This is a genomic window from Rhizobium sp. 05L419 (genome assembly GCF_056397845.1).
Genome location: NZ_JBFTOF010000004.1, coordinates 70,164 through 92,196, shown reverse-complemented (window position 1 = coordinate 92,196; position 22,033 = coordinate 70,164). Strand labels below are relative to the sequence as shown.

Sequence of the window (22,033 nt, the reverse complement as noted above, 5' to 3'; positions counted from 1 at the left end):
AACACGCCCATCAGATTTTTGTTCCGCTCGAATTTTCCATCCGCTCCATTAATTCGAACTCGCAGACCCACGGTCAGAATTCCAGCGCCACCGTAAACAGGCTCCTGCGTCCCTTTCGGCCATCCTGCTCTATGGTTAAAAAGTCATTCTCCTACAACATGTTGCCGTGAACAAACCCTGAAATCAAGGCAGTCGCCGATTCGTCTTCTGTTTGTTCCGCCTTTGATCGACACTTGAACGGAGTAGCCATACGCGTTCGTCCGACGACCGAACCGCGATAAGACATAAACTGCCGGCCCCGGCAGGAATTGGCGGCGGCCACACGCCAAGCGTGAATCTCCAGATTCAGCATCTAGTGCGAAAAAGTGATTCAAAATCAATAGTTAGCCGTGAACAAACACTGAATCAGCGGGAGTGAGCGATTCGTCTCTGATTCGTTCTCGCACTGTTCTGAATCGCCAAACGGGTATTCTGCAAGCTATTCGCGCAGCAGAAATCCACAAGTCAGCCCTTGCGTTTGGCCGAGCGGCTGTCCATGTGTTGTCTGCTTCAGTGAGGAGCTGAGTTTATCCCGAGGTCCCCCGCCTCATCAGCAGGACAATGACACTGACATCGCAGCCCATGATACAGAGCGGGCGCGGCGTKACCGCGGTGCTCGGTCCGACCAATACCGGCAAGACGCATTATGCCATCGAACGCATGGTCGCCCACGGCACCGGCGTGATCGGCCTGCCATTGCGCCTTCTCGCGCGCGAGGTCTACACGCGTGTCGTCGAGAAGGTCGGCGTGCACAACGTCGCTCTGGTTACGGGCGAGGAGAAGATATCGCCTCCCAATGCGCGGTTTTCGGTCTGCACCGTTGAAGCGATGCCGCGCGAGACGAAGGCCGCCTTCGTCGCCATCGACGAGGTCCAACTGGCAGGCGATCTGGAGCGTGGTCACATTTTCACCGACCGCATCCTCCACCTGCGCGGCCGCGACGAAACCCTTTTGCTGGGCGCTGGTACCATGCGCCCCATCCTCCAGCACCTCCTGCCGGGCGTGACCATCGTCGAACGGCCCCGGCTTTCCCACCTATTTTACGCCGGCCAGAAGAAGATCACCCGCCTGCCGCAGCGCACCGCCATCGTCGCGTTCTCCGCCGACGAGGTCTATGCCATCGCCGAGTTGATCCGCCGCCAGCGCGGCGGCGCGGCGGTCGTTCTCGGCGCGCTCAGTCCTCGAACGCGCAACGCCCAGGTCGCGCTCTATCAGGCCGGCGACGTCGAGTATCTTGTGGCGACCGATGCGATCGGCATGGGCCTCAATCTCGATGTCGATCACGTCGCCTTTGCGCAGGATCGAAAGTTCGACGGCTATCAATTCCGCAATCTCAATCCCGCCGAGCTGGGCCAGATCGCCGGGCGCGCCGGGCGTCATCTTCGCGATGGCACATTCGGCGTGACCGGCCAGGTCGAACCCTTCGACGAAGAGCTCGTCCAGCGCATCGAGGGCCATCAGTTCGACAACGTCAAGGTGCTGCAGTGGCGGACCAAGAACCTCGATTTCAAGTCCATCCAGACTTTGCGGGCGAGTCTTGAGACCAGTCCGCGCGTTTCCGGACTGACACGCGCTTTGCCGGCTGTTGATCAACAGGCGCTGGAACAGCTGTCGCGCTATCCCGAAATCATTGATCTTGCCAATACGCCGGCGCGGGTAGAAAAGCTGTGGGAAGCCTGCGCGCTGCCGGATTACCGACGTATTACACCGGCACAACATGCCGATCTTATCTCCACCCTCTTTTCCGATCTCGTGCGCTATGGCACGGTGAATGAGGACTTCCTTGCCGAGCAGGTACACCGCGCGGATCGAACGGACGGTGAAATTGACACGCTTTCGGCGCGAATCGCGCAGATAAGGACGTGGACCTATGTATCGAATCGGCCCAATTGGCTTGCCGATCCGACACACTGGCAGGAAAAGACGCGGGATATCGAGGATCGATTGTCCGATGCGTTACATGAAAGGTTGACGAAACGCTTTGTTGATCGCAGGACATCTGTGCTCATGAAGCGCCTGAGAGAGAATGCGATGCTGGAAGCTGAAATCAGTGTAAATGGCGATGTCTTCGTTGAAGGACATCATGTAGGGCAGTTGTCCGGATTCCGGTTCACGCCTGTATCGGGAGCGGACGGGCCGGACGCCAAGGCGGTTCAAACTGCTTCGCAAAAGGCGCTTGCTCTTGAATTCGAGGCGCGCGCAGCGCGTATTCACGCGGCCGGCAATGCCGATCTGGCCATCAGCGCGGACGGTTTGATCCGCTGGCTGGGCGATCCGGTTGCGCGACTGACGGGTAGCGATCACATTATGCGCCCGCGCGTCATCCTGCTCGCCGACGAGCAGCTGACGGGCAATGCGCGCGACCATGTGTCGGCGCGTGTCGAGCGCTTTGTGAACCACCACATAAGCACGGTCCTCAAACCGCTTGACGATCTGTCTCGCGCCGAGGACCTGCAGGGCCTTGCAAAGGGTCTCGCGTTCCAGCTGGTGGAGAACCTGGGCGTGCTCTTCCGCCGCGACGTGACAGAAGAGGTCAAGTCTCTCGATCAGGATGCCCGTGCATCGATGCGCCGCTACGGCGTTCGGTTCGGCGCCTATCACATCTTCGTTCCGGCCCTTCTGAAGCCGGCGCCGGCTGAACTCATCACGCTGCTCTGGGCTCTGAAAAACGACGGTCTGGAAAAGACCGGCTATGGCGATCTCATTCCAGTGTTGGCCGCCGGCCGGACCTCCGTCGTCACCGATCCCGGCTTCGAACGGATGTTCTACAAGCTTGCAGGTTTCCGGTTCCTCGGGAAACGGGCCGTTCGCATCGACATTCTGGAGCGCCTCGCCGACATCATCCGGCCGCTCCTGCAATGGAAGCCCGGTCAACCGAATCGTCCCGAAGGCGCCTATGACGGCCGCCGTTTCACGACGACGACCGCCATGCTTTCGATTCTCGGCGCGACGCTTGAGGACATGGAAGAAATCCTCAAGGGCCTCGGCTATCGCGCCGATGCCGTGAAGGCTGAAGAGGCTACAGCCTATCTCTCCGCGCAGAACGCGTCCGCTACCCCGGCAGTTGCCGAAACGACAGCCGACGAAAGCGCCGAGAAGGCTGATCACGACGATGCCGACAGCGCATCGGAAGAGACAACGACGGAAGCGCCAGCACCGGCATCCGAAACTGTTGCCACTGACGAGGTCGTTGAAGGTGCCGAGACGGAAGAGCCGAAGCCGGTTCTGCTGTGGCGCCTTGGAGGCCGCACCGACAACCAGCGCCAACCCCGTGGTCAAGGCGATCGCCGTGGCGGCCAGGCCCAGGGACAGGAACGTCCGGGCCAGGAGCGCCAGGACCGTGGCCAGGGGCATCGTCGCCAGGGTGGCGGCGAAGGCGGAGAAAACCGCGACGGCAACCGCCAGCATCGCGGCAAGGACGGCGCAAAGCCCAATCAGGGACGCGGCGGCGACCGCAACGAACAGCGCGGCGACCGTCAGGACCGCGGTGATCGCAAGGACCGGAACGACCGCAACAACAATCGCGGCGGTTCGCAGCCGCTGCGCTTCGAGGCAAAGCCACCGCGCAAGGAAAAGCCGATCGATCCGGATTCTCCGTTCGCCAAGCTCGCTGCCTTGAAGGAGCAGATGAAGAAGTAACCAATGGGCGGGGAGACACAGCCATCAACCGGTTCGCGCCAGCGTATCGACAAATGGCTGTTCTTCACGCGCATGGTCAAGTCGCGCTCGCTCGCACAAAGCCACATTCAATCCGGCCATGTGCGCATCAACGGTGATCGGGTCGCTCAGCCAAGCCACATGGTTAAACCCGGCGACAAGGTCGAGCTTTCGCTCGACCGGCGCGATGTCGTCCTGATCGTTAAGTCAGGTGGAGAGCGACGCGGACCTTTCGAGGAGGCACGGCTCCTCTATGACGATCTCACACCGGCTCCCGATGAGACAAAACGCCTCACGGCTTTCGACCAGGCTGCCCGTTCGGCAGGCACTGGCCGACCGACGAAAAAGGAACGGCGCGCAATCGACAGGCTGATGTCGGAGGAAGATTAGAAAAGTCTCTCCAAACCAAGTGTTTTTACGATCGGTTTATTCTTGAAATCCGCCACCAAAGCCGATACTTCACACACAACTTGCCGGATTGCGTGACGGCCTCCCAAGCCTCTCAATGCGACCCTCCGGCTAGGGAAAGGCGCGACGTTCCGGGTTGCCCGGCCCCACCTGCGTGAAATACCTGGAGTTCTTCATGACCTATGTCGTGACCGACAACTGCATTCGCTGCAAATACACCGACTGCGTCGAAGTGTGCCCTGTGGACTGCTTCTATGAAGGCGAGAATTTCCTCGTCATTCATCCTGATGAATGCATCGATTGCGGCGTTTGCGAGCCGGAATGTCCGGCCGAGGCAATCAAGCCGGATACAGAGCCGGGCTTGGACAAGTGGCTGAAGATCAACGCTGAGTATGCCAGCGTCTGGCCGAACATTACCGTCAAGAAGGACGCGATGACCGAGGCCAAGGAAATGGACGGCGAGACCGGAAAGTTCGAAAAGTACTTTTCCGAAAAGGCCGGCGCCGGCGATTGATCGCAGCAGTGAACCCTCGGCCTGGAACCGGGTTCATATCCCGGCTGGTCGATCGCAAAGCCGCTCGAGTCAAACGGGTGACATGTGTTGCCCGCATGACTCATGCGCAGTAAATTATTGATTTCCTCATATTTTTGTGGTAGATTTTCTAACACTGATCCATTTGCGGCATGTCGCATGCCCCAAAACCACCACGAAAGCAAACAAATCCACACGCGGTTTCCGTGACATATCAACGCCTTGAGCTGTCAGGTCCCAAGATCGCGTGCCTGGTTCTGTTTGCTTCTGCCCGGTGGGACCAGAAGTAAAGTCACCCGACGGATCCGACCGTCTCATCCGGGCCTGACTGACCCGGCTCCGGCTCCTGCCGGAAGCGTAACAGGGAGTTTTTGATAAGAATGACGACCCAGCAGAAAAAGCCTTCCGCAGCACGCCATGGTTTCAAAACCGGTGAATCGATTGTGTACCCCGCTCACGGCGTCGGTACCATTAGCGCCATTGAAGAGCAAGAAGTCGCCGGCATGAAGCTTGAACTTTTCGTTATCGATTTCGAGAAGGACAAGATGCGGCTGAAGGTGCCGGTTGCGAAGGCCATGAGCATTGGCATGCGCAAGCTTTCTGAAACCGATTTCGTAGAGCGTGCATTGAAGGTCGTGCAAGGCAAGGCGCGCGTCAAGCGCACCATGTGGTCCCGCCGTGCGCAGGAATACGATGCCAAAATCAACTCCGGCGACCTGATTTCCATCGCAGAAGTGGTGCGTGATCTCTATCGCGCCGAAAACCAACCGGAACAGTCCTACTCCGAACGTCAGCTTTATGAAGCTGCGCTCGATCGCATGGCACGCGAAATTGCTGCTGTGAACAAGATGTCGGAAACCGAAGCCGTGCGCCTCGTCGAGACGAACCTGAACAAGGGTCCAAAGCGCGGCAAAGCCATCGAAGAAGACGAAACTCAGGATGAAGCTGCCTGATCGGCACGCTTCCTTCTCATGCAAAAAACCCGGCCTTCGAGCCGGGTTTTTTATTGGAACCTTTTGCGCGCTCGCACGTTATTCAATTGTCAGTGCGGACTTCCTCGGGAAAGTCATCCCTCAGATGTTCGCTTTCACGTCAATATTCGATGAGGAGCGGATCATGCCTTGCACATCTTGCCTGTGTGGCAAAGTGACGACACCGGTCCGGCCTGCCTGTATGACGAACTCTTAGCATTAAACTAGGGCCTCATCCGGAAACGTCCAGAGTTCGAGGCCTTCATATCATCAAGCCATGCATTTGATCCGGGCAGCGATGCCCGGAAGCAAACATTGTTTGCCCTTTTCGGGGCCCAAAGCCTGAATTCAGGAGACCTGATATGAAGAACATGTCTGCAGACCGGCGCATGATCAAAATTGCCATGGCGGCTCCCTATCTTGCTCGCGAGGAAGAGCACGATCTGGCAGTTCGTTGGAAGCACAACGAAGACCGCGGCGCCCGCAACCAGATTGCCATGGCGCATATGCGCCTTGTGATCTCGATGGCCGCGAAGTTTCGCAATTTCGGGCTGCCGATGAGCGATCTGGTGCAGGAAGGCTACGTCGGCCTTCTGGAAGCGGCCGCCCGCTTCGAACCGGAGCGAGACGTCAGATTTTCGACCTATGCAAGCTGGTGGATCCGCGCCTCCATACAGGATTACATCCTTCGCAACTGGTCGATCGTGCGCGGTGGTACCAGCTCGGCACAGAAGGCGCTGTTCTTCAATCTCCGCCGGCTCCGCGCCAAGCTTGCCAAGGGCGATACGCAGCTGACCTTGCAGTCGATCCACCAGGAAATCGCCGCCGCCCTTGGCGTCAGCCTGTCCGACGTGCAGACGATGGACGCAAGACTATCGAGCAACGACGCATCGCTCCAGGCACCTTCCGTCTCCGGCGATGCGGACAGCGCCGAGAAGATGGATTTCCTCGTCAGCGACGAGCCCCTGCCGGATGAACAGGTAACAAACATGATCGACGGCGAACGCCGCCGCGTCTGGCTTGCCTCCGCGCTCAAGCATCTGAACGAACGCGAGATGAAAATAATCAGCGCTCGCCGCTTGGCGGAGGATGGCGCAACGCTCGAGGAACTCGGGGCAGACCTCGGCATATCCAAGGAACGCGTCCGGCAGATCGAGAGCCGCGCCATGGAAAAGCTTCGCAGCGCGCTCGTCAGCGCCGATCCTTACATGGCCGCATCGGCCTGAGACAGATTACTCCCCCAGTGATACGACTGGCCCGGCGCAAGCCGGGCCTCTTTTCATTCAGCAATGATCTTGACGCGATCGCCGGGCGAAACGGATGCGCCCGTTGGCAGCGCATTGATGAGCTTGAAGAGATCGAGCTTCCGGTCCGTGCCCATCATCCGGGCTGCAAGCGTGGTGATGTTCTCACCCGCACGCACCGTGACGACCCGAACCCGCAATGGCTTCAGCGATGCAGCCTCGTCCGGCGTCATGCGCCGGAAGCTCGCCCGCAGGACGTCGGCAGTTTGCTGCAGGCTCTGGCTGCCCTTCGGTACTGCCGTCAGGAAGCGGAAGATTTGAGCATTGTTACGCACGACAGTCACGTCGAAGTCCCAACGGTCGGCACTCGCGCGCGCCGTGACCGCCTCCATGCCGTTGACGGTGATTTGCCGAATGGTTGAAGGATCAAGGCCAGTGACCCAGCCGCTGGAGATATAGTTTGTCAGCGACTGGTTCTGGTTGTCGGCAACACCGTCAAAGCGGATCGCGACATCGCCTGGCCCGGTCGCCATCACGGCTTCGACCTTGTTGTCGATCTTAAAGTCGGGCGGCACATCAAAACGAATGCCAAGACCGCCATGCAGGAAGGTCTGGCCACGAACATAGCCTTCCTCCGGGCTGTCGCCATAGAGGAGACCATCAATGCCATCAAGATAGTAATCGCGGCCCGTGTCGCCGACCTTGCCCTCCTGTCCGAACGCCCGCGCGTGGTCGCGGGCAAGCTCGATGCGCTGCGCCGAATTCGGGTGGCTCGACAGGAAGTCCAGGCTTTGGTCGGCATCGGGATCGACCGACATGAAGCGGCTGTAGCCGGCCATGGAATCCAGGAAGCGTGCGGCGGCAAACGGATCGTAGCCTGCCTCACCGAGCATCCGCACGCCGATCACATCCGCCTGCAGTTCCTGTTGCCGGGAGAAGGCCGCCAGACGCAGCTTGCCCCGCGCCAGGGCCTGCTTGCCGGCAATATCGCTCGACAGCACTTCGGCAACGACGCGGCTGGCAATGACTTCCGCCTCTTCGCGCTTCTGTCGCTCGATGCCGTGATTGGCGGTGACGTGGCCCATCTCATGCGACAGCACCGCCGCCACTTCCGAGGCGTCGTTGGCAAGCGCGAGCAAACCCCTGGTCACGTAGAGATACCCCCCCGGCAGGGCAAAGGCGTTGATCGCCGGAGAATTCAAAATGGTAATGCGATAAGATTGGCTGGGGTTTTCCGACACCGCCGTCAACGCTCCAGCGATGCGTGCAACCAACCGCTCCGTCTTTGCGTCCTTGTACTCGCCGCCGTAGCTTGCAACGATGCGCGGATGCTCGCGCGCACCCATTGCCGCACGCGGATCGTTCTTCTGAACCTCGTCGACGATCTGCGGATTGGACGAAGGACCGACGCTCGGCTGATAGGATTGTTCGAGAGCCGACTGACAGCCGTAGAGTGCAACGCTCGCAACAGAGACGAGCGAAGCCCGGCGGACCCAACGGCACGCGGCGAAGAACACATCACTGGAAGGCGCGGTCACTTTCCACGTCGTCATGCTGTCCAGTCTGGCTCTCCAAGTCATCGTGCGTTTCAACCGGCTCGCTGCATTGGCGATCCGATCGTCTTTTTTAGGGTTCAACAGGCGTCCGCCCCCGTTTTTGCAGTGCAAAATACGGGGCGCAAGTCTTTGCTGTAACTGATTTCCGCATCGGTTGCATAGCGAGACTCTGCTTAAATGTGGCACCGTTGTATTTTAGCAAGCGTAACGTGGTTACGGAGTTCCTTGGGTCGACTCAAATTATGGCGAAAGTGCCGTTACTCCGCCTATATTCGTCAACCGCGGAGAAATTGACGCAAACCGGGATGCTCGTCCCCAGCCAGAAACCCTGCAATCGGAGCGCTAACGGCGACCCGGCCGTCCTCGATGAAAACTGCATGGTCGGCAATCCGGCGTACCTCGTCCGGATCATGCGAAACCACGACCACGGTGTTCCCGGTATCGCGATGCATGTCCAGAAGCAACGCCGCCATGTCGTTGCGCAAGCCAGGGTCGAGCGCCGCAAATGGCTCGTCGAGCAGCAACACCGGCCGCCTGCGAACGAGCGCGCGGGCAAAGGCGACGCGCTGGCGCTCTCCGCCGGAAAGTGTCCCCGGCATCCGCTTCTCGAATCCGCCGAGGCCGACTTTTTCCAGTGCCGAAACGATCGACGACCGATCGGCCCGCGAGAGTTTCATGGCCGGATCGACGCCGAGCCCGACATTGGTGAAAACATCGAGATGCGCGAACAGGTTGTTGTCCTGAAAGACGAGCGAAACCGGTCGTCCGGCCGGATGCACGGCGCTGACATCCTGTCCCGCGATCAGGATACGCCCTTGCGTCGGCACGTCGAAGCCAGCCAGCAAATTGAGAAATGTCGACTTTCCGGCTCCCGAAGCACCCGTCACTGCAATGACGGCTGCCGCCGGCAGGTCGCAGTCGAAGAAGAACGCGTGCCCGCCCAACGCTAGGCAAACATCATGCATTTCGATGCCATCAGCCATGTGATGCGGGCTCCTTGCTCGGTTGTCCCATGGTGCCTGCGATCGTCAGAAGGAGGCAGATGACCCCGAGGATAAGCGCCAGTCCGTCCGCATCGTTGGTTCGATAGCTGCCCATGCGACTGTAGACCAGCCAGGGGAGCGTCACGAAACTGTCCGAACCGAACAGTGCGACAGCACCGAGATCGCCCAGCGATAGCGCCGTGGCGAAAGAAACCGCAGTCAGCACCGGCTTGCGCAACACGGGCCAATCGATCAGGCGCAGACGGGCAAGGCCGCAGATGCCAAGGCTGGCGCGCAACCGTTGCGTCCGCCGTTGATGAATGGCGTAGGCCGGTTCGAGCACGCGCATCACAAATGGCAGAGACATCAGCGCATTGATGACGACGACGAGGACCGGCGCATAGGTGCCGGCATCGCCGATGCTCCTCAGGGCCATGAACCAGCCCGTCGCAAGGACAATCGGCGGAACGAGCAACACCAGTGAGGATGCGCTTCCCATCGCTGCGAAGAACGCGCGGGCGCCGCGGCCCCTTTCTCCCTGCAGAAAGACGGTGTGGCGCGCGCGCACCAAGGCGCCCGAAACAGCCAGCGACAGCACGGCAGCAGAAAGCGAAATTGCGGCACTGGTGGCGGTCGCCTGCCAGAAGATCGGCTCTACGATCAGTTTCACGAGATTGGCACGCAGACCTGCGACCACAACGGCCATCAAAGGCAAGCCCAGGAAAAGCACCGTGAGCACCAGCAGACCGCTATCGGCGAGGCGGGCACCGAGCAGCGATCCATCCGGCCGGCGGACGGCTTTGCCTGATGTCAGCCCGTCATCGCCGATAGCGGGCAAAAGAGCGAGCACGCCAAGCACGATGGCGGTGAGTGCGATCTGCAGCAACGACAGCGCGACGGCCCGACCAGGATCGAAGTCGAAACGCAGCGACTGGTAAATCGCGACCTCGATGGTCGTCGCGGCCGGACCGCCGCCAAGTGTCAGCACCAGCGTGAAGCTTGTGGCGCACAGCATGAAGATCAGGCCTGCAACACCTGGAATGATCGAGCCCAGCACGGGCCATTCGATGAAGCGGAAAATGGAGCCACGCCGCATGCCGAGACCGCTCGCCATCAGCCAGTATTCACCCGGTACACGCTCCAGCGCTGCCAGCATCAACCGGCAGGCCAAGGGCAGATTGAAGAAGACATGCGCCAGCACAATGCCGGCAAGGCCGTAAATGCTGATCGGCTCGGCAACGCCGGCGCTCGTCAGCAGCGAATTCAGCATTCCCTGCCTGCCCCATATGCCGATCAGGCCCAATGCGCCGATCAGCACCGGCAGCCCCATCGGCACCGCCATGAGGCGAACAATCCAGATCCGGCCGGGAAAGCGCGGTTGGCGCGCCAGCGCTTGTGCAATCGGAATGGCAAAGATGATCGACAGAACGGTCGATAAAGACGCCTGCAACAAGGTGAAGCGCACGACTGTCAAGATGTAGGGGTCGAGAAGCGCCCCTGAGATCGACACCGCACCGCTCGACACGAGCAGCGCAAACGCCGCCAGGCAGACGAAAAAGACGATACCGGCGAGGCTGATTGCCCCGCCGGTGATCGCGTAACGCTTTTCGGCCGCAGTCAGCAGCATCAATTCATGCTCATGGCAGCCAGCCACTCGTCGATCCAGGCCTTGCGGTTCGCGGCGACCTCGTCGGAGCTCATGAGAAAGGTCTTCGACGGATTGACGAGCTTGCCGAAAGCGTCGGGCAGCGGCTGGGATGTCGCGGAGACCGGCATCATCCAGTTATTGGTCGGTATGGTATCCTGGAAGTCCGGCGTTACCATGAACTTCAGGAAGTCGCGCGCGAGTTCCTTGTCCGCTGCGTTCTTCAGCAGGCCCGCCACTTCGATCTGGACGTAGTGTCCCTCGGAGAAGGCAGCCGCCTGATAGCGATCGGTATTCTCCGCAACCATGTGGTAGGCTGGCGAGGTCGTATAGGAGAGCACCATCGGGGCCTCCCCCTTGGTGAACAGGCCATAGGCTTCCGACCAGCCGGGCGTCACCGTCAGGACCCGTCCCTTGAGCTTTGCCCAGGCGTCCGGAGCTTTGTCGCCGTAGACGGATTTCACCCACAGCAGCAGGCCAAGGCCCGGCGTGGAGGTACGCGGATCTTCGATGACGATCTTTTGCGACGGATCGCCCTCGACCAGATCCTTCATGCTGCGCGGCGGATTCTTGATCGTCTGCGTGTCGTAGATGACGGCAAAATGGCCGTAGTCGTAGGGCACGAACACCTCATCCTTGTAGTCGCCTGGAACCTTCAGGCCATTGGTGTCCACGCCGCTGACGTCGAACAGGCCAGTCGCCTTGGCTTCGGTGATGAGATTGGTGTCGAGGCCAAGCACGACGTCGGCCTTGGTGCCTGCACCCTCGAGCTTGAGGCGGGAAAGCAGGGCCACGCCGTCAGCCACGCTGACGAAATTGACGGTGCAGTTGCAGGTCTTTTCAAACGCTGCTTTCACCTTGGGCCCGGGACCCCACTCCGACGTGAAGCTTTCGTAGGTATAGACGGTCAGAGCCTTGTCGGCGGCCTTGGCCGGCGTCATCGACACGGCGACAGACGCAGCTATCGCGGCAGCGACGAATGATCGGTTCTTGAACATTGTGGGCATGGCACCTCTCCTCTAGGTTTTCTTGAAGGGGAAAAGGGCGGTGCCTGGTGTCACGCGTCTAATCCCTCCGCCGGTGTTAACCGGATCAGGTTCCGCGGGTTAGCTTTTGCAAAGCCTCTCAGCCCCATGTCCGCTGGACACAAGGCACCCCGTTAGAGCGGGGAAAGGTGTATCGTCGCGATCGGCGGATAGCAAGAGGCGGCGGCACCCGCCTCCTTTTGTTTATTCAGCCGCTTCGGTGGACGTTGCAGGTTGCTTGAACTCGCCTGTTCGCGGCAGCTGCACCGGCTTTAGCATCAGAGCCGCCAGAAGGCCGACGAGCGCGATGGCGCAGGAGGTCATGAACAGTGGTGTGAACGCACTGGAATAGGCATCCGCCACGGCCTGCCGTGTCGCATCCGGCAAAGCCGCCATCATTTTCGGCGTCAGCTGCTCGATGTCGGTCACACCGGGAATGGAGAGACCCGTCCTGCCGAGCTGCGAACCAACGATGGCGCCATACATGGAAATCGCAATCGATGCCCCGCCCATGCGCGACAGCGTCACCGATCCGGTCGCTGCGCCGACGTCGCGGGCGGGTGCGCCATTCTGCACGCCGATGATCGGAACCTGCTGCGCCAGGCCGACACCGATGCCGTGAAACGCCATAATGGCCCCGATCAGAAAGACCGGCGTTCCCGCGTGAACCTGAGAAAGCAGCGCAAACGCGGCCGCGCTGCAGGTCAGGCTGGCGATTGCCAAGGGCTTGTATCGTCCGGTGGCCGAGATAATGCGCCCGGCCGACAGCGAACCGCACACGATGCCGCCGGTCAGAAGAACGAAGAGGCCGCCGGCTGCCGATGGCGAAAGGCCGGTCGTCGTCTGCAGGAAAAGCGCGAAATAATTCACCATGCCGATCCCGATCGCGCCGCTCATGATCGACATGGCGAGCAACAGGCCGAACGTGGAGTTGCCAAACAGCGACAGCGGAACGATCGGTTCGGCGGCGCGGCGTTCGACGAGGACCCATGCGATGGCGCAGACGACACCGAAGGCAACGATCACCACGTTTTGCGCGGAGATCAGCGAGCCGAAGAGCTGGCTGCCATCGGCCGCAAGCACAACGCAGGTCGTCGTCAGGGCAAGAAGGAGCGCGCCCGCATAGTCGATCTTCGGACGGCGGTTCGGCTTTCGATAGGGAAGCATGAAGGCAAGGCCTGCCAGCACCACAAAGCCGATCGGTACGTTGACGAGGAAGATCGAGCGCCAGCCGAAAAGGTCGCTCATCGTACCGCCGAGAACCGGCCCGATCGCGCCGGAGGCCATCAACACAAGGCTCGAATAGCTTTGGTAGCGCGCGCGTTCGCGCGGCTCGAAGAGGTCGGCATTGACCGCGAAGATCGACACCATGATGCCGCCGCCGCCAAGCCCTTGCAGGACGCGGGCGGCAATCAGCGTGTTCATGGAGACAGCCAGACCGCAGACCGCAGACCCGACCGTGAAGATCATGATCGCCGCCATCATCACATACTTGCGGCCGAAAAGGTCCCCGAGCTTTCCATAGAGCGGCATCACCGCGCTCACGGCGAGAAGATAGGCCGAGCCGATCCAGCTGAATCGCTCGAGATGACCGAACTCGCCGACGATTGTCGGCAGGGCGGTCGCGACGATCTGGTTGTCAAGCGTTGCCATGAACATGGCGGTCATCAGAAAAAGAAAGAGAACGAGCCGGCGGCGGTGATCCGTCACGAGCGGCGCCGGGGCAGTTTGCATATCCATGGGCTTCATTTCCGATTGGGTCGGCAGGTCGAATTTATGTGCTATTGGCATATAATTGTCAATGTCACATTCATGACATTTGCATGTTCTCATTGTGGCCGCATTCTGCTATGATTTTCCGATGAACGAGACCACGACCAAATCTGCCGATATCGACCCCGCCGGGACAAGCGAAGGCGTCATGTACATCGGCCAAAGCATGACCCGCATGCGGCTGATGACCGGCCGACGGCTGATCGGCCGGCTTGCCATACAGACCATCGCCCCTGGCCTCGAACTTTCGCATCTCGACGTCCTTGATGCGGTTCGCCGGGCCCAGGACAACGGCGAAGTCACAGTCGGCACCATTGCCGAAATGATGCGCATCGATCCATCCCGAGCAAGCCGTGTCGTCTCCGACATGGTCGGCCGCAACGTGCTTCGCCGCAAGGCATCCCAGGCCGATGCCCGCCGGATCGTCGTCGTCATGACGCCACTCGGCCAGAGACTGCTGTCGGAACTGAAGGCACAGAAGCTCAAGATCGTCTGCGAAATCGTCGAGGACTGGCCGAAGGAGGATATCGACACCTTTGCAAGGCTTTTCGACCGGTACATCTCCGGCTTTGAGGCCGTTTTTCAGGCTCGCATGAAGGATGAGGCCGACGAAGCCTGATCTGCGCCCCTTCCCCTTCACCCCCGCTTTGCGCTATGGGCAATGCCCATGAGCCAATCCACCTTCACCATTCTGCTCGGCGGCGAGTTGCAACGGACCGATCGGCTGCGCCAGGCAGTCTCGGGCACACGCTTCATTGCTGCCGATGGAGGCATGCGGCATGCCGCTGCTCTGGGCGTTGTGCCCGAACTCTGGGTCGGCGACTTCGATTCCACCCCTGCAGATCTTGAGAGCGCGTTTGCGCATGTGCAAAAGCAGGCCTACCCGACGGCAAAGGCCTCGACCGATGGTGAGATCGCCGTATCGGAAGCCATCAAACGTGGTGCAGATCGGCTGATCCTTGTCGGCGCGCTGGCAGGCGAACGCTCCGATCATGCGATCCAGCATCTGCTCTATGCGGTCAGCCTCGCCGAACAGGGCCTGGACGTGCTGCTGACGTCGGGCAGTGAAGAGGCCGTGCCGCTTATTGCCGGCACGATCAGCCTCGATCTCCCACCGGGAAGTCTCTTCTCGGTCACAGGCTTCAGCGAGCTGCGTGGGCTGTCCATCGAAAATGCACGCTATCGGCTGGCGGATTTTCATTTGCCGTTCGGTTCCTCGCGCACCATTTCCAATGTCGCGCAAGGCACTGTGCGCTTCTCGCTTCAAAGCGGCCGCGCCATCGTGCTCGCCCGCCCCTACGATCTTTCCGGAGTCTGATTTTTGGCGCCCCCCATTCTTAAACTCGATGATATTTTCCTGAGCTTCGGCGGCGCACCGCTCCTGGCCGGTGCTGCGCTGCAGGTGGAGCCTGGAGACAAGATCTGCCTTGTCGGCCGCAATGGCTCGGGAAAGTCGACGCTTCTCAAGATCGCAGCCGGCATGGTCGAAGCCCAGTCCGGTGAGGTTTTTCGCCATCCCTCCTCAACGGTCCGCTATCTCGAGCAGGCTCCCGACTTCGGAACCCACAAGACAGTGCAAGCCTACGCCGAGGCTGGGCTCGGGCCGGGCGACGATCCCTATCGCGTCACCTATCTGCTCTCGCATCTTGGCCTGACGGGCGAAGAAGATCCGAAAAACCTCTCCGGCGGCGAGGCACGCCGCGCTGCTCTCGCGCGCGTCCTTGCCCCCGAGCCCGATATTCTCCTGCTCGACGAGCCGACCAACCATCTCGACCTGCCGACGATCGAATGGCTGGAAGGCGAACTGCAGAAGACCCGAAGTGCACTCGTTCTGATTTCGCATGACCGTCGCTTCCTCGAAAAGGTCTCGACCGCAACCGTCTGGCTCGATCGCGGCACCTCGCGCCGGCTCGACCGGGGCTTTGCCCACTTCGAAGCCTGGCGCGACCAGGTGCTGGAAGCCGAGGAGCTCGAGCAGCACAAGCTCGGCAAGGCGATCGAACGCGAGGAGCACTGGCTTCGCTACGGCGTCACGGCACGACGCAAGCGCAACATGCGCCGCCTTGGCGAACTGCAGACGATGCGTTCGAACTATCGTGGACACCAGGGTCCGCAGGGCACGGTGCAGGCAACTGTCTCCGATGCGCAGGAATCGGGCAAACTTGTCATCGAAGCCGACAAGATCACCAAGGCATTCGGCGACCGGCCGATCGTCACGCCGTTTTCGATCCGTGTGCATCGCGGCGATTGCATCGGTCTCGTCGGGCCGAATGGCGCGGGAAAGACGACATTGCTGAAGATGCTGACCGGGCAGCTTTCGCCCGATAGCGGCACGGTCAAGCTCGGCACCAACCTGGAAATCGCCACGCTCGATCAGAAGCGCGAGGACCTCAACCCCGACGAGACACTCGCCCACTATCTGACGGACGGCCGCGGCGACAACCTGCTCGTCAATGGCGAGCAGCGCCACGTCACGGGCTACATGAAGGAATTCCTGTTTCAGCCCGAGCAGGCGCGCACGCCGATCAAGAACCTCTCGGGCGGAGAGCGTGCACGCCTCATGCTGGCGCGTATCATGTCGCGCCCGGCAAACCTGTTGATCCTCGACGAGCCGACAAACGATCTCGATATCGAGACCCTGGATCTGCTGCAGGAGATTGTCGCCGGCTTTCCTGGCACCGTCATTCTCGTCAGCCACGACCGCGATTTCCTCGATCGTACGGTGACGTCGACAATCGCACCCGCCGCACCCGATGCGCCGGACGGACGCTGGATCGAATATGCCGGCGGCTATTCCGATATGCTCGTACAGCGCAAGGGTGCTGCCGACGAGCGCAAAAAAGCCGAGAGGGCGGCGAGGTCGAAGACGCCGGGCACAGCAGCCGTCGCCGAGGCACCAAAGGGAAAGGGCAAGCTCTCCTTCAAGCAGAAGTTCGCGCTCGATAACCTGCCCAAGGAGATGGCAAAGGCCGAAGCCGAAATCGCCAGGCGCGAGGAAAAGATGGCCGACCCGGCACTCTTCAGCAAGGATCCCGCCACGTTCAGCCGTCTCGCCGCCGAGATGGAGAAATTCCGCGGCAGCCTGACGAAGATGGAAGAGGAATGGCTGGAACTCGAAATGCTGCGGGAAGAATTGGAGGGCTGAACAAGCCCGCCTTCAGAGCGGGCTCAGCTCCATGCGGCATCGGCCGGGCTCCTCACTTTTCATTGATTCGTCAGCGTTCCAGCGCCGGGACTAAACTGCAACCGCGCGGTCGAAGCACACCGACCAGACGACCGCATGGAGACAGACCATGTCCCGCAATCCTAACATCTCAGTGGCCGCCGCCCTCGCTGCAAGTGTCCTCACGATCGCATCGCAAACCGCATTCGCCGCGGACGCACAGCGCGTGCATGTGCGCGGCGCCATCGAAAGCCTCAACGGCGACACGCTTGTCGTCAAGACCAGGGAGGGCGCCGACCAGACAGTGTCGCTGAAGCCTGACTGGAAAGTAGGGGGCATCAAGAAGGCGTCGGTTGAAGATATCAAGCCGGGAGATTTCGTCGGCGTTGCGTCGCTGCCGAAGGCTGACGGCGGCGACGGAGCCCTGGAGGTTCTGATCTTTCCCGCGGCGATGAAAGGCACCGGCGAAGGCAGCCGCCCCTGGGATTTGAAGCCGAACAGCACTATGACCAATGCAACCGTTGCCAAGGCGGTCAAGGCGGTCGATGGCCACACCATTACGCTGACTTACCAAGGCAAGGAAAAGACCATATCAATCGCTGACGATACGCCGATCGTCACCTTCACGCCCGCCGGCAAGGCGGATCTGACGCCGGGTGCCCGGGTGATCGTGATGGGCGAAAAAACGGCCGACGGCACGATCTCTGCATCCCAGGTGACCGTCGGCACGAACGGTGTTGTCCCGCCGATGTGAGCGGTCAGAGCGCTGGCGCCCGCGCATTCGGGGCTTTTGCCACGACCTTCGCTTCCGGCTTGGCCGCCAGCGCATCGAGATGCAGCACCCGCGGCTGAAACGCTTCCACATAGGCTTCGGAGCGGCCGATATAGATCATCGTGCTCTCGGGCACCGAGGTAAGCACCTTCATCATCGTGGCCTGCCATTCCGGCTCCATGCCTTCCAGCACCTCGTCGAAAACGATCCAGCGCGGCCGAACGAGAAGCAGCCGGGCAAAGCCGATGGCACGCTGCTCGTCAGAATCCAGCAGCTTGTCCCAGCGCGCGCGCGTGTCGAGCCGGGCAATCAGGTTGTGCAGCCCGGCCTTCTCAAGGGCTGCCTCGACATCTTCGTTCTTGTAGGTCTCCGCAGGCTCGGGGAATGCCAGAGCTTCGCGAAGCGTTCCACCTGGGATATAGGCGGACTGCGGAACGAAAAGCATGTCGTCGGCGGGCGGCAGACCGATCTTGCCGCCACCGCACGGCCAGAGCTCGGAAAGCGCAAGGAAGAGGAGCTTGCGATTGACGTTGTGGTCGCCGTTGATCATGACCTTCTCACCGGCCTTGATCGTCACGCTGTTCTCACGCACCCGGAAGCCGCCGCACTGGTCGATCTGTTCGTCGATCTTGGCCGCGATCCTGACATTGTCGAGCGTCAGCGTCCCGGGAGCGCTCCTCTCATAGGCAATCATCTCCTTGAGATCGACGTCGTCGCCCATGGTTGTCAGCGCCTGACGAAAATCGGTGACCCGCATCAACGTGGCTCGCCATTCGGCAATCGGGCCGAAATTCGAGACATACCAGCGCAGGGCCGTATTCACCTGATTGAACGCGCCGACCGACATCATCAACTGGCCGAAGGTCAGCCCGCCGGAGAAATAGGCGGGCGCAGCAACGATGATAGGGATGACGACGACGAGCCAACCATAGCCGGCCGAAACCCAGGTGAGATTGACGTTTGCCATCGCCACCCTTTTGATGACGGTGAGAACCGCGCTGATATCGTTGTTGATGCGCCCCCGCTCGTTTTCCTCGCCGCGCGCAGCCGTGATGGCGGGTATGTTTTCGTTGGCATGCATCAGGGCAAAGCGGAGCTCTGCTTCCTTCGAAAAGCGATCGGCATTCAGCTTCACAAGCTTGCGGCCGACAAGCTGGCTGAGCACGGAGGCAGAGGCTGCATAAAAGATTGCGGCCCAGACCATATAGCCCGGAATGGAAAAACTGTGCAGGCCGAAGTGAAAGACGAAGCCGCTGGAAAGCTCCCATAGCACGCCGATGAAGCTCACGAGAAGGATGGTCGATTGCACAAGGCCGATGACCAGGCCCGTCGTGCTTTCCGCAAGATTGCGCGCATCCTCGTGCAAGCGCTGGTCCGGGTTGACGCCGATCAGGCCCCTTGACGCCAGGCGAAGCGCGCGCTTGCGCTGCAGCCACTGGTCGACAAGGTCGCGCGTCAGGCCCTCACGCATAAAAAGCGCCGTCATCTGGTTGAGCCAAGCCTGTATGACGTTGAGCAGCAAAAGCATGCCGGCAATCATCGCAAAGATTTTGAGCTGGTGAAAGAAGCCCGGCAGGTCACGTCGCGAGATACTATCGTAGAACGGCGCATTCCACTGATTGAGGATGACAGTGGCATATGCGGTGGCCAGGATGATGGCGATCAACGCAGTCGACAGAACAAGAACACGTCCCCGCACCCTGGAATTCCAAAACGCTGAGAACATCACCTTCAGCCGGTAGACCAGGCTGAGGTCGTAACCTACCCTGTCCTGTCCCTGAATCCTCGGCCTGCCTTTGACGTCATCTGCCATTATGCTTCCCTAAGCGGTCTATCCCATCTGAATAACATGGTGTTTCAGCCTGTCCAGCAACAGATTCTAGCACGCATTAATGCGTGAGTTACCGCCAGCCCGCAGGCCCGTCTTTTTCAGTGATTGATTCGCAACCCAACTGGCGCTATTTAAGGCATTCCGTGGTGATTTGGCCGGCCGGCTTGCAGCCACGTTAAAGAAGTTGCTAAAGGGCCGCGTGCGGACCGATAGCGATATTTTCGTTTTTTTCATCGAGTGACCGCAATGCCCATCAAGATCCCCGATACCCTGCCCGCCTTTGAAACCCTGGTTCAGGAAGGTGTGCGCGTGATGACCGAGACGGAAGCAATCCGTCAGGACATCCGTCCGTTGCAGATCGGGCTTCTCAATCTCATGCCGAACAAGATCAAGACCGAGCTGCAGATGGCACGCCTTGTCGGCGCCTCGCCGCTGCAGGTCGAGCTGTCGCTCGTCAGGGTCGGAAACCACAAGGCCAAGAACACCGCGGAAGAGCATCTTCTCTCATTCTACCAGACATGGGAGGAGGTGAAGCATCGCAAGTTCGACGGTTTCATCATCACCGGTGCGCCGATCGAAACGCTGCCCTACGAAGACGTCACCTATTGGGGCGAAATGCAGCAGATTTTCGACTGGACGCGAACCAACGTCCATTCGACGATGAACGTGTGCTGGGGCGCAATGGCCGCCATCTATCACTTCCACGGCGTTCCAAAGCACGAGCTCAAGGAGAAGGCATTCGGCGTCTACCGTCACAAGAACCTTTCGCCGTCATCGGTTTATCTCAACGGTTTTTCTGACAATTTCGAAGTTCCGGTCTCACGCTGGACCGAAGTGCGCCGCCCGGACATCGAGAAATCGCCAAACCTCGAGATCCTCATGGAATCGGGTGAGATGGGCGTTTGCCTCGTTCACGAGGCGAAGGGCAAGCGGCTCTACATATTCAACCACGTCGAATATGACTCCACCTCGCTTGCCGACGAGTATTTCCGCGATGTGAACGCCGGCGTACCGATCAAGATGCCACAGAACTACTTCCCGCATAACGATCCATCTCTCGCCCCGCAGAACCGCTGGCGAAGCCATGCACATCTGCTGTTCGGCAATTGGATCAACGAGATCTACCAGACGACACCTTACGACCTTAAGGAAATCGGCGAGGACGGCTGAGCATCGGCCGTTGCAAGCGCTGCTGCCTCCGGGAGGCGGCGCTTGTTTTTTGTCTCGTGACGGTTGCGGTTTGGGGCAAATGGAGGCAGGTTCCGAGCCTCATGAAGATACAGGTAGGGCGGTGGTGATGGCGGACACATTGAAGCGGGACGTTTTCGGGCAGACCAAGACGGGCGAAGCCGTCTATCGCGTCGAGATCGAGGGCGGCGGGCTGACCGCCAAGGTGATGACATGGGGCGCGGTGATCCAGGATTTGCGCCTCGAAGGCCATGACGCGCCGCTTACCCTCGGATTCGACAACTTCGACAGCTACCCCGTTCACTCCTCCTATTTCGGCGCCACTCCGGGTCGCTGCGCCAATCGCATTGGCAGCGGCAAGTTCACGCTGGACGGCAAGGACTATCAGCTGGACCTGAACGAGAACGACATCACTCATCTTCACGGCGGCACCGACAATATCGCCAAGCGCAACTGGACGATCGTCGAACACGACGTCGATCGCGTCGTTTTGAAGATTATCGACGCTGACGGCCGCGGCGGATATCCCGGCAACTGCACCATTCTGGCCACATACCGGGTGCACGGCGACGGTGAGTTGTCGGTCACTTACGAAACCACGACCGACCAGCCGACGCTCGCAAACGTCTGCCAGCATGCCTATTTCAATCTGGACGGTCGCGAGGACACGCTCGGTCACGACATCATGATCGCCGCCGACGGTTATCTGGTGACGGACGAAAGACAGATACCGACAGGAGAAGTGCGCCCGGTGGAAGGCACGGTCTTCGACTTCCGCGAGATGTCCTCGATGAAGCGCTTCGATGGCGACAAGCAGGCGCTATACGATCACAATTTCTGCCTCTCGAACGAACGCACCGCCAAGCGTTCCGTAGCGCTTGCCCGCAGCCTGCACTCCGGCGTTTCGATGGAAGTGCGAACGACGGAGCCTGGCGTGCAGTTCTACGCCGCCTTCAAACTCAACGTGCCGGTGCCCGGGATCGGCGGCCGCAAATACGGACCTTTCGCCGGCTTTTGCCTCGAAACACAAATCTGGCCGGACGCGGTCAATCACCAGGGATTCCCGAGCGCGGTTGTTCGCCCGGGAGAGGTGCTGCGACAGGAAACGGACTACATTTTTTCAAAGAGCTGACCGCGCCCCCTCCGCCGGAGGATGCGTGATGCTTCGCTCGCCCACACTCCAGCACCATCGATGAACACCACCTCACCCTCGCAGGCAGCTGCGGGGGTTTTTTGTTTTATCTCA

The 22,033-nt window shown here is 60.2% G+C and carries 17 protein-coding genes and 2 riboswitches; of the genes, 11 read left to right on the top strand and 6 right to left on the bottom strand.

Going from position 1 to position 22,033, the window contains the following annotated elements; genetic code table 11:
- Nucleotides 1-600: 600 nt before the first annotated feature.
- From AC1DMK_RS06470 to AC1DMK_RS06450, 5 genes are all read left to right on the top strand, one after another.
- The gene (locus tag AC1DMK_RS06470; protein WP_037059023.1) at nucleotides 601-3,678 is read left to right on the top strand and encodes a helicase-related protein; all 3,078 of its coding nucleotides are present in this window, start codon (nucleotides 601-603) and stop codon (nucleotides 3,676-3,678) included.
- A gap of 3 nt (nucleotides 3,679-3,681) precedes the next feature.
- A complete protein-coding gene (locus AC1DMK_RS06465; RefSeq protein WP_037059022.1) occupies nucleotides 3,682-4,086 on the top strand; it encodes an RNA-binding S4 domain-containing protein in 405 nt (134 codons plus the stop codon).
- A 193-nt stretch (nucleotides 4,087-4,279) separates the two neighbouring features.
- Nucleotides 4,280-4,618: a ferredoxin FdxA gene (gene fdxA / locus AC1DMK_RS06460; protein ID WP_037059440.1), complete on the top strand. Its 339-nt coding sequence runs from the start codon at nucleotides 4,280-4,282 to the stop codon at nucleotides 4,616-4,618.
- Nucleotides 4,619-5,016: 398 nt separating this feature from the next.
- Nucleotides 5,017-5,589, top strand: coding sequence for a CarD family transcriptional regulator (locus AC1DMK_RS06455; protein WP_037059021.1), 573 nt, complete (start codon nucleotides 5,017-5,019; stop codon nucleotides 5,587-5,589).
- Between the two features lie 380 nt (nucleotides 5,590-5,969).
- Entirely contained in the window at nucleotides 5,970-6,833 is an 864-nt protein-coding gene (locus AC1DMK_RS06450) for an RNA polymerase factor sigma-32 (protein ID WP_037059020.1), read from the top strand.
- Between the two features lie 53 nt (nucleotides 6,834-6,886).
- Here the strand turns inward: AC1DMK_RS06450 and AC1DMK_RS06445 are convergent, their stop codons facing one another.
- The 5 genes from AC1DMK_RS06445 to AC1DMK_RS06425 all read right to left on the bottom strand — a co-directional run bounded on the left by AC1DMK_RS06445 (nucleotide 6,887) and on the right by AC1DMK_RS06425 (nucleotide 13,800).
- The gene (locus tag AC1DMK_RS06445) at nucleotides 6,887-8,431 is read right to left on the bottom strand and encodes a M48 family metalloprotease (protein ID WP_477858134.1); all 1,545 of its coding nucleotides are present in this window, start codon (nucleotides 8,429-8,431) and stop codon (nucleotides 6,887-6,889) included.
- A 251-nt stretch (nucleotides 8,432-8,682) separates the two neighbouring features.
- The gene (locus AC1DMK_RS06440; protein WP_477857811.1) at nucleotides 8,683-9,390 is read right to left on the bottom strand and encodes a thiamine ABC transporter ATP-binding protein; all 708 of its coding nucleotides are present in this window, start codon (nucleotides 9,388-9,390) and stop codon (nucleotides 8,683-8,685) included.
- Nucleotides 9,383-11,017: a thiamine/thiamine pyrophosphate ABC transporter permease ThiP gene (thiP, locus tag AC1DMK_RS06435; RefSeq protein ID WP_477858132.1), complete on the bottom strand. Its 1,635-nt coding sequence runs from the start codon at nucleotides 11,015-11,017 to the stop codon at nucleotides 9,383-9,385. The genes AC1DMK_RS06440 and thiP overlap by 8 nt, the downstream gene beginning before the upstream one ends.
- Nucleotides 11,017-12,033 (bottom strand): thiamine ABC transporter substrate binding subunit, encoded by a 1,017-nt coding sequence (thiB, locus tag AC1DMK_RS06430; protein WP_477858130.1) that lies wholly within the window; start codon nucleotides 12,031-12,033, stop codon nucleotides 11,017-11,019. The genes thiP and thiB overlap by 1 nt, the downstream gene beginning before the upstream one ends.
- Nucleotides 12,034-12,087: 54 nt before the next feature.
- Nucleotides 12,088-12,204, bottom strand: a riboswitch (TPP riboswitch).
- Nucleotides 12,205-12,264: 60 nt separating this feature from the next.
- A complete protein-coding gene (locus AC1DMK_RS06425; RefSeq protein WP_037059013.1) occupies nucleotides 12,265-13,800 on the bottom strand; it encodes an MDR family MFS transporter in 1,536 nt (511 codons plus the stop codon).
- Nucleotides 13,801-13,921: 121 nt separating this feature from the next.
- On the opposite strand from AC1DMK_RS06425, the gene AC1DMK_RS06420 reads away from it, so the two are divergent.
- The 4 genes from AC1DMK_RS06420 to AC1DMK_RS06405 all read left to right on the top strand — a co-directional run bounded on the left by AC1DMK_RS06420 (nucleotide 13,922) and on the right by AC1DMK_RS06405 (nucleotide 17,750).
- On the top strand, nucleotides 13,922-14,452 hold the full coding sequence (locus AC1DMK_RS06420) for a MarR family winged helix-turn-helix transcriptional regulator (RefSeq protein ID WP_477857810.1): 531 nt from the start codon (nucleotides 13,922-13,924) through the stop codon (nucleotides 14,450-14,452).
- A gap of 48 nt (nucleotides 14,453-14,500) precedes the next feature.
- Nucleotides 14,501-15,151, top strand: a complete 651-nt coding sequence (locus AC1DMK_RS06415) for a thiamine diphosphokinase (RefSeq protein ID WP_477857809.1) — start codon at nucleotides 14,501-14,503, stop codon at nucleotides 15,149-15,151.
- A gap of 3 nt (nucleotides 15,152-15,154) precedes the next feature.
- Nucleotides 15,155-16,978, top strand: a complete 1,824-nt coding sequence (locus tag AC1DMK_RS06410) for an ABC-F family ATP-binding cassette domain-containing protein (RefSeq protein WP_477857808.1) — start codon at nucleotides 15,155-15,157, stop codon at nucleotides 16,976-16,978.
- Between the two features lie 148 nt (nucleotides 16,979-17,126).
- A complete protein-coding gene (locus AC1DMK_RS06405) occupies nucleotides 17,127-17,750 on the top strand; it encodes a DUF5666 domain-containing protein (RefSeq protein ID WP_477857806.1) in 624 nt (207 codons plus the stop codon).
- A 4-nt stretch (nucleotides 17,751-17,754) separates the two neighbouring features.
- Here the strand turns inward: AC1DMK_RS06405 and AC1DMK_RS06400 are convergent, their stop codons facing one another.
- Nucleotides 17,755-19,581 carry an ABC transporter ATP-binding protein/permease gene (locus AC1DMK_RS06400; RefSeq protein ID WP_037059003.1) on the bottom strand — a complete coding sequence of 609 codons (1,827 nt, stop codon included), beginning with the start codon at nucleotides 19,579-19,581 and terminating at the stop codon, nucleotides 17,755-17,757.
- A gap of 151 nt (nucleotides 19,582-19,732) precedes the next feature.
- Nucleotides 19,733-19,810: riboswitch (SAM riboswitch) on the top strand.
- 35 nt (nucleotides 19,811-19,845) lie between these two features.
- Between AC1DMK_RS06400 and metA the strand changes: the two genes are divergently transcribed.
- Together metA and AC1DMK_RS06390 are read left to right on the top strand one after the other, a co-directional pair.
- A complete protein-coding gene (gene metA, locus AC1DMK_RS06395) occupies nucleotides 19,846-20,769 on the top strand; it encodes a homoserine O-acetyltransferase MetA (RefSeq protein WP_477857804.1) in 924 nt (307 codons plus the stop codon).
- Between the two features lie 127 nt (nucleotides 20,770-20,896).
- Nucleotides 20,897-21,919: an aldose epimerase family protein gene (locus AC1DMK_RS06390; RefSeq protein WP_477857803.1), complete on the top strand. Its 1,023-nt coding sequence runs from the start codon at nucleotides 20,897-20,899 to the stop codon at nucleotides 21,917-21,919.
- Nucleotides 21,920-22,033 lie beyond the last annotated feature (114 nt).